The sequence below is a fragment of the Streptomyces poriticola genome (assembly GCF_036689765.1).
Classification (GTDB): Bacteria; Actinomycetota; Actinomycetes; order Streptomycetales; family Streptomycetaceae; genus Streptomyces; species Streptomyces poriticola.
In genome coordinates, this window is sequence record NZ_JBAGKH010000040.1 from 35,577 (window position 1) to 47,094 (window position 11,518).

General features: G+C 70.7%; 11 protein-coding genes. All 11 read left to right on the forward strand.

Annotation, left to right across the window (positions count from 1 at the left end):
- Positions 1-77 precede the first annotated feature (77 nt).
- The gene (locus V5O46_RS29195; protein ID WP_332887728.1) at positions 78-1,295 is read left to right on the forward strand and encodes an MFS transporter; all 1,218 of its coding nucleotides are present in this window, start codon (positions 78-80) and stop codon (positions 1,293-1,295) included.
- A 32-nt stretch (positions 1,296-1,327) separates the two neighbouring features.
- Entirely contained in the window at positions 1,328-2,470 is a 1,143-nt protein-coding gene (locus V5O46_RS29200) for a nucleotide disphospho-sugar-binding domain-containing protein (protein WP_332887729.1), read from the forward strand.
- 153 nt (positions 2,471-2,623) lie between these two features.
- Positions 2,624-3,694: a glucose-1-phosphate thymidylyltransferase gene (locus V5O46_RS29205; protein ID WP_332887730.1), complete on the forward strand. Its 1,071-nt coding sequence runs from the start codon at positions 2,624-2,626 to the stop codon at positions 3,692-3,694.
- Positions 3,694-4,704 carry a dTDP-glucose 4,6-dehydratase gene (rfbB, locus tag V5O46_RS29210; RefSeq protein WP_332887731.1) on the forward strand — a complete coding sequence of 337 codons (1,011 nt, stop codon included), beginning with the start codon at positions 3,694-3,696 and terminating at the stop codon, positions 4,702-4,704. The genes V5O46_RS29205 and rfbB overlap by 1 nt, the downstream gene beginning before the upstream one ends.
- Positions 4,701-6,005, forward strand: coding sequence for a lipopolysaccharide biosynthesis protein RfbH (gene rfbH / locus V5O46_RS29215; RefSeq protein WP_332887732.1), 1,305 nt, complete (start codon positions 4,701-4,703; stop codon positions 6,003-6,005). The genes rfbB and rfbH overlap by 4 nt, the downstream gene beginning before the upstream one ends.
- Positions 6,002-7,411: an NDP-hexose 2,3-dehydratase family protein gene (locus V5O46_RS29220; RefSeq protein WP_408649079.1), complete on the forward strand. Its 1,410-nt coding sequence runs from the start codon at positions 6,002-6,004 to the stop codon at positions 7,409-7,411. Before rfbH ends, V5O46_RS29220 begins: the two co-directional genes overlap by 4 nt.
- Positions 7,411-8,403 carry a Gfo/Idh/MocA family protein gene (locus tag V5O46_RS29225; protein WP_332887737.1) on the forward strand — a complete coding sequence of 331 codons (993 nt, stop codon included), beginning with the start codon at positions 7,411-7,413 and terminating at the stop codon, positions 8,401-8,403. The genes V5O46_RS29220 and V5O46_RS29225 overlap by 1 nt, the downstream gene beginning before the upstream one ends.
- Positions 8,404-8,453: 50 nt before the next feature.
- A complete protein-coding gene (locus tag V5O46_RS29230; protein WP_332887733.1) occupies positions 8,454-8,945 on the forward strand; it encodes a nuclear transport factor 2 family protein in 492 nt (163 codons plus the stop codon).
- Positions 8,946-9,049: 104 nt separating this feature from the next.
- The gene (locus V5O46_RS29235) at positions 9,050-9,676 is read left to right on the forward strand and encodes a DsbA family oxidoreductase (protein WP_332887734.1); all 627 of its coding nucleotides are present in this window, start codon (positions 9,050-9,052) and stop codon (positions 9,674-9,676) included.
- Positions 9,677-9,771: 95 nt separating this feature from the next.
- Entirely contained in the window at positions 9,772-9,906 is a 135-nt protein-coding gene (locus V5O46_RS29240; RefSeq protein WP_332887735.1) for a hypothetical protein, read from the forward strand.
- A 304-nt stretch (positions 9,907-10,210) separates the two neighbouring features.
- A partial coding sequence (locus V5O46_RS29245) for a 2-oxoacid:acceptor oxidoreductase family protein (protein WP_408649080.1) occupies positions 10,211-11,518 on the forward strand: 1,308 nt, incomplete at its 3' end.

An 11,518-nucleotide genomic window follows, 5' to 3' on the forward strand; every position in this document is an offset into this window, starting at 1 on the left:
TCCAAGCACCCGAACCACCCGAAGCATCCGAAGCACCCGAGCGGTCCGCTTCCGACAGCACGACCCAGGAGACAGCGATGAAAGCCTCCCGCGGCGCAGCCGGTGCCGGCGCTCTCCCCACCCTCTTGCTCGCCTCGACCCTCACCATCATGGCGGGCGCGGTCGTCGCCCCCGTCCTGGAAGTGATCCGCGGCCAACTCGACCTCAGCGGCACGGCCGCCGGCATGATCCTCACCGCCCACGGCCTGTCCATCGCGGTCGCCAGTCCCTCCGTCGGCTGGCTCATCGACCGCTGGGGCGTGCGGGTCCCCCTCGCGGGCGGCCTCGTGCTCTACGGCCTCGCCGGCGGCGCCGGACTGTTCACCGAGTCCTACCCGGTCCTGATCCTCAGCCGCATCGTCTTCGGCGTCGGCGCCGCCGCGGTGTTCGCCGGCTCCACGGTCGCGCTGCTCTCCTACTACGAGGGCGCACGGCGCGACCGCGTCATGGGCTGGCGGTCCACCGCGATGAGCCTGGGCGGGGTCAGCTGGCCCCTGCTCGCCGGCGCCGTCGGCGGGATCTCCTGGCACGCGCCCTTCGCTATCTATCTGATCGGTGTCCCGCTCGGCCTGGCCACCCTGCTGTTCCTGCCGAAGCAGGAGAACACCGCGCAGGCGAACGACGAGGGGCCCACGGAACGGCTCCTGCCGCTGCTGACCCGCAAGCCGGCCCTGCTCGGCTTCTACGGCATGCTGGTGGTGGCGGCGATCCTGCTGTACGGCCTGGCGGTGTTCATCCCCTTCCGGCTCGCCGAGATCGGCATCGAGAAGCCCTTCCTCGTCGCGCTGATCAGCACCACCTCCTCGGTCACGATGAGCCTGATCGGCTTCGCGTACGCCAAGCTGCGCTCCGACCTCGGCTACAGCGTCCTGCTCCGTGCCACGGCCGGAGTCTGGACCGTCGGCTTCGTCCTGCTCGGCACCACGGGACACATCGCGCTGATCGTGGCCGGCACCGGCCTGTTCGGCCTCGGCATGGGCATCCTCATGCCGGCCACCACCGTCCTCATCGGCGACACCGCGCCGCCCCGACTGCGCGGCCAGGCCACGGCCCTGTCCGGCACCGCGTCCTTCGCCGGGCAGTTCGTCTCCCCGCTGCTGCTCGGTCCGCTGGTCGACGCGACCTCGGTCAGGACCGGCTTCCTGGCCTGCGCGGGCCTCGCCGTCGCCCTCCTGGCGGCGCTGCTCGCCACCGGCATCACCGACCCCGACCGGGAGCCGCAGCAGACGGCACCGGCCAAGCAGGCGGCGGCCTGACCCGACGCCCCACCGGCACAGAAGGAAGAACCATGAAGTTCCTGTTCATACCGGGTGGCAGCCCGGCCACCGTCTTCGGTCTGGTGCCGCTGGCCCGCGCGGTCCACAACGCCGGGCACGAGATCCTCATGGCCTCGACCAAGGACATGATGCCGTCGGTCACCGGCACCGGGGTCCCCGGCGTCGCGGTGACCCCGCACGACATCTGGCGCTTCATCACCCAGGACCGGGAGGGCAACGCCAAGGAGATCCCGATGGACCTGGAGAGCCAGGGCCCGTTCGTCGGCCGCTGGTTCGCCCAGATGGCCGCCGACGGCCTGCCGGCCCTGCGCGAGATCAGCACCACCTGGCGGCCCGACCTGGTGGTCGGCGGATCCATGTCGTACGCGGCCCCGCTGCTCGCCGCCCACCTGGGCATCCCCTACGTACGCCAGGCCTGGGACACGGACGAGTCCAACGCGCAGGACCGCGGTGCCGAACTCGAACTCGCCCCGGAACTGCGGGAACTGGGACTCGACCGGCTGCCCGAGCCCGATCTGCGGATCGAGATCTGCCCGCCCAGCCTCACCCCGCCCGACGCGCCGCCGGCCGAACTGATGCGCTGGCGCCCCGGCAACCTGCAGCGCGAACTCGAACCGTGGATGCTCACCAGGGGCGAACGCCGCCGGGTGTGCGTGACGTCGGGCAGCCGGGCCACCCCGGAACGCAACCTCGCGTTCCTGCGCGACCTGGTCCGCAACATCGCCCCGCTCGACGTGGAGATCGTCGTCCCGGCGCCCGAGTCCCTCGCGGCCGGACTGCGCGCGGAACTCCCCGGAGTGCGCACCGGCTGGATCCCCCTCGACGTCCTCGCACCCACCTGCGACCTCGTGGTGCACCACGCGGGCGGCTCCACCACGGTGACCTCCCTGGACGCCGGAGTACCGCAGCTGATCATCCCGGAGGCGGTGGTCTTCGACGCCCCGGCGAACCGCATCGCCGACTACGGCGCGGCGCTCGTCCTCCCGCCCGGCGACGCCACCCCCGAGCGGGTCGCCGAGGCCTGCGAGCGGCTGCTGTCCGAGCCCTCCTTCACCGACCGCGCCCGGGAGCTGTCGCAGGAGATCGCCCGTCTCCCGCTGCCGCCCGAGATGGTCCCCCGCCTGGAGAAACTCGCCGGCCGCGACCAGCACTGACCCCCCGGGTCCGCGGCAGCCGGAAGCCCCGAGGCCGGGCGCCGAATCATCGGTGCCCGGCCTCACCCATGCCCACCACGCCCCAGCCCTGCGGCGTCGGGCAGGGCCGGAAGACACGCACGTGCCAGAACCACCACCCTGAGGAGAACCCCAATGAAAGCGCTGGTGCTGTCGGGCGGGTCGGGAACCCGGCTCCGGCCCCTTAGCTACTCCATGCCCAAACAGCTCATCCCCATCGCCAACAAGCCCGTCCTCGCCCATGTCCTGAAGAACATCCAGGAGTTGGGCGTCACCGAGATCGGAGTGATCGTCGGCGACTGGGCGCCGGAGATCTCCGACGTCATGGGCGACGGCTCCCGGTGCGGCACGCGCGTCACGTACATCAAGCAGGACGAGCCGCTGGGCCTGGCCCACTGCGTGGAGCTGGCCCGTGACTTCCTGGGCGAGGACGACTTCGTCATGTACCTCGGGGACAACATGCTCCCCGACGGGATCCAGGAGATAGCCGAGGAGTTCCGCTCCGCCCGGCCGGCCGCGCAGGTCGTGGTCCACAAGGTCTCCGACCCGCGGGCCTTCGGCGTGGTCGAGTTCGACCAGGACGGCCAGGTCGAACGCCTGGTGGAGAAGCCCCAGGAGCCCCGCAGCGACCTCGCGCTGATCGGCGTCTACTTCTTCACCTCCGCCATCCACGAGGCCGTCGGCGCGATCGAGCCGAGCGCCCGCGGCGAACTGGAGATCACCGACGCCATCCAGTGGCTCGTCACCCAGGGCGCCGAGGTCCGCGCCAGCGAGTACGGCGGCTACTGGAAGGACACCGGCAAGGCCGACGACGTACTGGAGTGCAACCGGCACATCCTGGCCGGCCTGAGCACGGACATCGCGGGCGACATCGACGCGGAGAGCGAGATCGGCGACCAGGTCGTCATCGCGCCCGGCGCCCGCGTCGTACGGTCGCGCATCGACGGCCCGGCGGTCATCGGGCCCGGCACCGTGATCACCGACAGCCACATCGGCCCGTTCACCTCGATCGGCTCCGGCTGCGCCCTGAGCGCCACCACCGTCGAGGAGTCCATCGTCCTCGACGGGGCGCAGATCTCCCGGATCGAGAAGGTGCACTACTCCCTCATCGGACGCAACGCCACCGTCGGCATCGGCGCCGGCACGCCCGCGCCGCACCACCGTCTCATCGTCGGCGACCACACCCGCGTGGAGGTGGCGGCCTGATGCGGCTGCTGATCACCGGAGGCGCCGGCTTCATCGGCTCCCACTTCGTCCGTACACTCCTCGACGGCGGCTACCCGGGCCACGAGAACACCCGCGTCACCGTCCTCGACAAGCTCACCTACGCGGGCAACCGGGACAACCTCCCGGCCGCCCACCCCCGCCTGGAGTTCGTGCACGGCGACATCTGCGACCTGCCGCTGCTCCTCGACCTGCTGCCCGGCCACGACGCCGTGGTGCACTTCGCCGCCGAGTCGCACGTCGACCGGTCCCTGGACTCGGCCGCCGAGTTCGTCCGTACGAACGTCGCCGGCACCCAGACACTCCTCGACGCCTGCCTCACCACCGGCGTACGACGCGTCGTGCACGTCTCCACGGACGAGGTGTACGGCTCCATCGACGAGGGCTCCTGGACCGAGGAGTGGCCGCTGGCGCCCAACTCGCCCTACGCGGCGTCCAAGGCGTCCTCGGACCTGATCGCCCGCGCCTACTGGCGCACCCACGGGCTCGACGTGTCGATCACCCGCTGCTCCAACAACTACGGCCCCTACCAGCACCCCGAGAAACTGATCCCGCTCTTCGTGACCAACCTGTTCGAGGGACTGCCGGTGCCGCTGTACGGCGACGGCGGCAACATCCGCGAATGGCTGCACGTCGACGACCACTGCCGGGCCATCGAGACGGTGCTGTCCCGGGGCCGGCCGGGCGAGATCTACAACATCGGCGGCGGCAACGAGCAGACCAACCTGCACATCACCGAGCGGCTGCTCGACCTGTGCGGCGCCGACCACTCCCTGGTCCGCCGGGTCGCCGACCGCAAGGGCCACGACCTGCGCTACTCGCTCGACGAGACCAAGATCCACGAAGAGCTCGGCTACCGCCCGCGGATCTCCTTCGAGCAGGGACTCGCCGGCACGGTCGCCTGGTACCGCGACAACCCCGGCTGGTGGAAGGCCATCAAGCACCCGAGCGACGACACCGGTGATGAACGCCGGGAAGGGATTTCCTCATGAGCGCCCACAAGGGTCTGATCCTCGACGAGGCCAAGAAGTTCCATCTGGACGTCCGGGACGACGCCCCCTTCGTGCCCGGCACCACGGAGATCTGGCCCGCGGGCGCGGTGCTCGACGAGAACGACCGCCTCGCCCTGGTGGAGGCCGCCCTGGAGATGCGGATCGCCGCCGGACCCAGCTCCCGCAGGTTCGAGTCCCGGTTCGCCCGCAAGCTGGGCCTGCGCAAGGCGCACCTGACCAACTCCGGGTCCTCCGCGAACCTGCTCGCGATGACGGCCTTCACCTCGCACCTCCTCGAGGACCGCAGGCTCAGGCCGGGCGACGAGGTGATCACCGTCGCGGCGGGCTTCCCGACCACGGTCAACCCGATCATCCAGAACGGGCTCGTGCCCGTGTTCGTCGACGTCGAGCTCGGCACGTACAACACCACCGCCGCCCGCGTCGCCGAGGCCATCGGCCCCAAGACCCGCGCCATCATGATCGCGCACGCCCTCGGCAACCCCTTCGAGGCCGCCGAGATCGCCCGGCTCGCCGAGGACCACGGCCTGTTCCTCATCGAGGACAACTGCGACGCCGTCGGCTCTACCTACGACGGCAGGCTCACCGGCACCTTCGGCGACATCACCACCGTCAGCTTCTACCCCGCCCACCACCTGTGCATGGGCGAGGGCGGCTGCGTCCTGACCTCGAACCTCGCCCTCGCGCGGATCGTGGAGTCACTGCGCGACTGGGGCCGCGACTGCTGGTGCGAGCCGGGCGAGACCAACAAGTGCCTGAAGCGGTTCAAGTACCAGATGGGCACCCTGCCCGAGGGCTACGACCACAAGTACATCTTCTCCCACGTCGGCTACAACCTGAAGGCGACCGACATCCAGGCCGCCCTCGGCCTGTCCCAGCTCGACAAGCTCGACGGCTTCATCACCGCCCGCCGCCGCAACTGGACCCGGCTGCGCGACGGACTGGAGGACGTACCGCACCTGGTACTGCCCCGCGCCACGCCGCGCAGCGAGCCGAGCTGGTTCGGCTTCGCGCTCACCGTCGACCCGGACGCGCCGTTCGAGCGGGCCGAGCTGGTGGACTTCCTGGAGGACCGCAAGATCGGCACCCGCAGGCTCTTCGCCGGCAACCTCACCCGGCACCCCGCCTACATCGACCAGCCGCACCGGATCGTGGGCGACCTCACCAACAGCGACATCGTCACCGAGCAGACCTTCTGGATCGGCGTGTACCCGGCACTCGACGACGAGAAGATCGACTACATGGTCTCCTCGGTGAAGGAATTCGTGGGAGCCCGTTCGTGACCACCCACGCCGCACCCACGGACCTGCGCACCGGCAGGGCCCTGCGCCGCAGGACCGACCCCGCACTGCCGCACCGCTTCGCCCGCTCCGCCGCCACGACCCGGGGCAGCCACCTGAGCACCGAGGACGTACGCGACTGGCTCGACGGACGCGGCCGGGCCCACCGCTTCCAGGTGGACCGCATCCCGTTCGCGCAGCTCGACGGCTGGTCCTTCGAGGAGCCCACGGGCAACCTCACGCACCGCAGCGGGCGGTTCTTCACCGTCGAAGGGCTGCGCGTCACCAGCACCGCGGGACCCGCGGGCCAGTGGCACCAGCCCATCATCAACCAGCCCGAAGTGGGCATCCTCGGCATCGTCGTCAAGGAATTCGACGGCGTACTGCACTTCCTGATGCAGGCCAAGATGGAACCGGGCAACCGCAATCTGCTGCAGCTGTCCCCGACCGTCCAGGCCACCCGCAGCAACTACACCAAGGCCCACCAAGGCGCCGACGTGAGGTATCTCCAGTACTTCACCGACCCCGCCCGCGGCCGGGTCCTCACCGACGCGTTGCAGTCCGAGCACGGCTCCTGGTTCCACCGCAAGAGCAACCGCAACATGATCGTCGAGGCCGTCGGCGACGTACCGTCCCACGACGACTTCTGCTGGCTGACCCTCGGTCAGATCGGCGAGCTGCTCCGCCTGGACAACGTCATCAACATGGACGCGCGCACGGTGCTGGCCGGCGCGGCCCTCCCCGACGAGGACACCGCCGCCCTGCACCCGGACACCGAGCTCCTCTCCTGGTTCACCGCCGAGCGCGCACGCCACGACGTGGCGACCGAGCGGATCCCGCTCAGGAACCTGCCGGGGTGGCGGCACGGGGAGTGGACCGTCCACCACGAGGACGGCCGCTACTTCGACGTCATGGCGGTACGGGTACAGGCCGGCAGCCGCGAGGTCGCCGGCTGGACCCAGCCCCTGTTCGAACCGAAGGGCACCGGCGTCACGGCGTTCCTGACCCGCCGCATCGGGGGCGTACCGCACCTGCTGGCGCACGCCCGGGTCGAGGGCGGCTTCGCGGACACGGTCGAACTGGGTCCCACCGTCCAGTACACCCCCGAGAACTACGCGCATCTGCCCGAGGCGGACCGGCCGCCGTTCCTCGACCTCGTGCAGCACGCCGACCCCGCACGGGTCAGCTACCGCGCCCTGCACTCGGAGGAGGGCGGCCGCTTCCTGAACGCGGAGAGCCACTACCTGTTCGTCCAGGCGGACCAGGACGAGGCACCGCTCACCCCGCCCCCGGGATACATCTGGGTCACACCCCACCAGCTGACGTCCCTGCTGCGGCACAACCACTACCTCAACGTCCAGGCGAGGACCCTGCTGTCGTGCCTCACATCACAAGCGGTGCGGCTCTGATGAAGCCCGTACGCATCGGAGTCATCGGCTGCGCCGACATCGCCCGGCGGCGCATGCTGCCGGCGATGTCGGCGGGCCCGGACGTCGAGCTCGTCGCGGTCGCCAGCCGCGACGAGGCCAGGGCGCGGCAGACCGCCGCACACTTCGGCTGCCGGCCGGTGCACGGCTACGACGCCCTCCTGGCGCGCGACGACATCGACGCCGTGTACGTGCCGCTGCCCGCGGCCCTGCACGCCCCCTGGGCCGAGGCGGCGCTGCGCGCGGGCAAACACGTCCTCGCGGAGAAGCCCCTCACCACCGACGCGGCCCGCACCAGGGAACTCCTCGCCCTGGCCGACAAGAACGCGCTCGTCCTGATGGAGAACGTCATGTTCGTCCATCACCCCCAGCACGCGAAGGTACGGGAGCTGCTCGCCCAGGGAGCCATCGGTGAACTGCGGTCGTTCCATGCCGCGTTCGCCGTCCCGCGGCTCCCCCCTCACGACATCAGGCTGCGCGCCGACCTCGCCGGCGGAGCACTGTGGGACACCGGCGTGTACCCGGTGCGGGCCGCCCTGCACTTCCTCGGCCCCGGCCTCCGGGTCACGGGGGCGACGCTCGTCCACGGCTCCGGACAGGACGTCGACACCGCGGGCAGCGCACTCCTGCACACCCCGGACGGGGTCGGCGCCCAGCTGTCCTTCGGACTCGACCACGCCTACCGCTCGACGTACGGACTCTGGGGCAGCGAAGGACGCATCACCGTGGAACGGGCCTTCACCCCGCCCGCCGGCCACCTGCCCCAGGTGCGGCTCGAACGACGCACCGGGGCCGAGCACGTACCACTGCCCGCGGACGACCAGGTGAGCCGTACCGTCTCCGCCTTCGCCGCCGCCGTCCGCACCGCCTCCGTACCGGACCAGGCGTCACCGCAGCACACGGCACTGCGTCAGGCCTCCCTGCACCAGGCGGATCTGCTGCAGGCCGTGCGCCTGCGCGCCGTTCGGCTGTGACCCGGATCCGGGCGGTCACGGGACGGGCCGACACCTGTGAGGAGCACCGCATGCCCTCGATCGACGACGAGGTCGCCGCGCTGCGCGGACAACTGCGCGTACTGAGCGACCGCCTGGAGATCAGAGACCTCCTCGACCGGTACGTCGTCGCCCTCGACACCATCGACGAGACCGCGGACGACGACTGGTTCTCCGAACTCTTCACCGAAGACGCCCGGTTCACCTTCCCCATCGGCTCCCACACCGGGCTCGCGGGCCTCGCCGCCTTCCAGCGGAAGGCCAGGGCCCGGTGGGCCCGCACCCATCACCTCAGCGCCAACCACCGCATCGAACAGGCCGGGGACACGGCCACCGTGCGCGTCCACCAGCTGGCCACGCACGTGCACCAGGGCGGCGACCCCTCCCGCACCTTCGACGTGGGCGGCTACTACGAGGGCCGGGCGGTGCGCACCCCCTCCGGCTGGCGGTTCGACCGGCTGAGCTTCCACGTCGTGTGGAGTACCGGGGAACGGCTGGCGGAGATGACCGGGGCCGAGTTCTGAGCGGCGCCCCACCGATGGACGTACCGGCCAAACAGTGGCCGGAACACGGCAGGCGCAGGCCGTCCGCTTGACCTCAACCATGCTTGAAGTCGGAGAGTCGACCCATGACCACGAACACGCTTCCCACCCGCCGCGTCGAGCTCGTGCTCGACCTCATCTGCATCCACTCCTACCTGGGCTTCGTCCGCCTGTCGCGGGCCGTCGAGCGCTACCGCGACCAAGGCGGCGAGGTCCAGATCGTCTTCCGGCCCTTCCAGGTCGCACCCGACGCCCCCGCCGAGGGCAAACCACTGTTCGACGTGCACAGGGAGGCGTTCGGAGAGGAGCAGGCCCGGGCCATCGCCGAGGACACCTCCTTCGGCGCCGAGGACGGCATCGAGGCCCACTTCGACAAGGCCGTGCACGTCAATACGTTCGAGGCGCACCGGCTGCTCGCCGCGGCGGCCGAGCAGGGCCGAGGCGAGCAGATGGCGGAGCGGCTCTTCCGCGCCTATCTGACCGACGGGCTGAACATCGGCGACGCGGACACGCTGCGCCGCCTGGCCGCCGAGGCCGGGGCCGAGCCCGCCGAGGGCGGCGCCGAGGAGCTGCGGGCCGGCCTCGCCGAGATCCGGCGGGCCGGTGTCACCGCCGTACCGCTGTTCCTCTTCGACACCGGCCGGACGATCAGTGGGGCCCAGTCGGAGGAGACCTTCTCGAAGGCTCTGCAGGCCCCTGCCGGCAAGGACTGAGAACAGCCTCCGCTCGACCTGCCGCGCGGGTGTGCCCGACCTTCCGGGCACACCCGCGCTTCGCGTTCACGGAGCCCCGACGAGGAAGGCCGACGATGGAAGCCGACGTCACGGAGCACAGACGGCCCGCCGGCGAGGCACCGGCCCCCGAGCACGGCCCGCCGCCGGCCCTGCTCGCGGGCGAGGAGAGGGACGTTCCCGACCGATGGATCTTCCGGGGCACCGACTGACGCCGGCCGACGGCACGGCGCAGTACCGCAACAGGAGAGTGAGCAGGAACGTCTCTGCCGCAGAACGTGACGGCGCACGACGAGCTCGACGGTGTGACCGGGGCCGCCGCACCCGGTGGATCAACCTCCGCCCTCCGACACCGAACCCCTGCTCCGGCCGAATGCGGAGGCACACGACACCGACACCATGACCCCCGTACGCGACGAACTCCGCGGCCTTCTGCGCCGACGCGTACGAGGCCGCCACCAGGCGTCACCAGGCCGTCACCAGGAAGAAGAACGCAAATGTGCCGTTCCGGCACACCTGTCAGCAAAGGAGGGACCGGTGGCCGTCGCCACAGCGGGTAAAGAGGTGCGCCGTCTGGACCGGGTGATCATTCGCTTTGCGGGCGACTCGGGTGACGGTATGCAGTTGACGGGTGACCGTTTCACGTCGGAGACGGCGTCGTTCGGCAACGACCTGTCGACGCTGCCGAATTTCCCGGCGGAGATCCGGGCCCCCGCCGGGACGTTGCCGGGTGTCTCGAGTTTCCAGTTGCATTTCGCGGACCATGACATCCTGACGCCGGGGGACGCCCCGAACGTGCTAGTGGCGATGAACCCGGCGGCGCTGAAGGCGAACCTCGGGGATGTGCCGCGGGGCGCGGAGATCATCGTGAACACCGACGAGTTCACGAAGCGGGCGATGCAGAAGGTCGGCTACGGCTCCTCGCCGCTGGAGGACGGCTCCCTCGACAGCTACAGCGTGCACCGGGTGCCGCTGACGACGCTGACGGTGGAGGCGCTGAAGGAGTTCGGCCTGTCGCGGAAGGACGCGGGCCGGTCGAAGAACATGTTCACCCTCGGCCTGTTGTCATGGATGTATCACCGGCCCACCGAGGGCACGGAGAGCTTCCTGCGGGCGAAGTTCGCGAAGAAGCCGGAGATCGCGGCGGCGAACATCGCGGCGTTCCGGGCCGGCTGGAATTTCGGGGAGACGACGGAGGACTTCGCGGTCTCCTACGAGGTGGCCCCGGCGGCCGCGGCGTTCCCGGCGGGCACGTACCGGAACATCTCCGGGAATCTGGCCCTGTCGTACGGACTGGTGGCGGCGTCGCGGCAGGCGGATCTGCCGTTGTATCTGGGTTCGTATCCGATCACCCCGGCCTCGGACATCCTGCACGAGCTGTCCCGGCACAAGAACTTCGGGGTGCGGACGTTCCAGGCGGAGGACGAGATCGCCGGGATCGGCGCGGCCCTCGGCGCGGCATTCGGCGGCTCGCTGGCGGTGACCACCACGTCGGGGCCCGGGGTGGCGCTCAAGTCGGAGACGATCGGTCTCGCGGTGTCGCTGGAGCTGCCGCTGCTGATCGTGGACATTCAGCGCGGCGGCCCCTCCACGGGGCTGCCCACCAAGACCGAGCAGGCCGATCTGCTGCAGGCCATGTACGGCCGCAACGGCGAGGCTCCGGTGCCGGTGGTGGCACCGAAGACCCCCGCGGACTGCTTCGACGCCGCGCTGGAGGCCGCCCGGATCGCCCTGACCTACCGCACCCCGGTGTTCCTGCTCTCGGACGGCGCTCTGGCGAACGGCTCCGAGCCCTGGCGCATCCCCGATCTGGACGAGCTGCCC

Coding starts and splice junctions, on each gene's coding strand:
- rfbH (WP_332887732.1), top strand. CDS start 4,701: ATGAGCGCCCACAAGGGTCTGATCCTCGACGAGGCCAAGAAGTTCCAT.
- V5O46_RS29240 (WP_332887735.1), top strand. CDS start 9,772: ATGGAAGCCGACGTCACGGAGCACAGACGGCCCGCCGGCGAGGCACCG.
- V5O46_RS29235 (WP_332887734.1), top strand. CDS start 9,050: ATGACCACGAACACGCTTCCCACCCGCCGCGTCGAGCTCGTGCTCGAC.
- V5O46_RS29205 (WP_332887730.1), top strand. CDS start 2,624: ATGAAAGCGCTGGTGCTGTCGGGCGGGTCGGGAACCCGGCTCCGGCCC.
- rfbB (WP_332887731.1), top strand. CDS start 3,694: ATGCGGCTGCTGATCACCGGAGGCGCCGGCTTCATCGGCTCCCACTTC.
- V5O46_RS29230 (WP_332887733.1), top strand. CDS start 8,454: ATGCCCTCGATCGACGACGAGGTCGCCGCGCTGCGCGGACAACTGCGC.
- V5O46_RS29195 (WP_332887728.1), top strand. CDS start 78: ATGAAAGCCTCCCGCGGCGCAGCCGGTGCCGGCGCTCTCCCCACCCTC.
- V5O46_RS29200 (WP_332887729.1), top strand. CDS start 1,328: ATGAAGTTCCTGTTCATACCGGGTGGCAGCCCGGCCACCGTCTTCGGT.
- V5O46_RS29225 (WP_332887737.1), top strand. CDS start 7,411: ATGAAGCCCGTACGCATCGGAGTCATCGGCTGCGCCGACATCGCCCGG.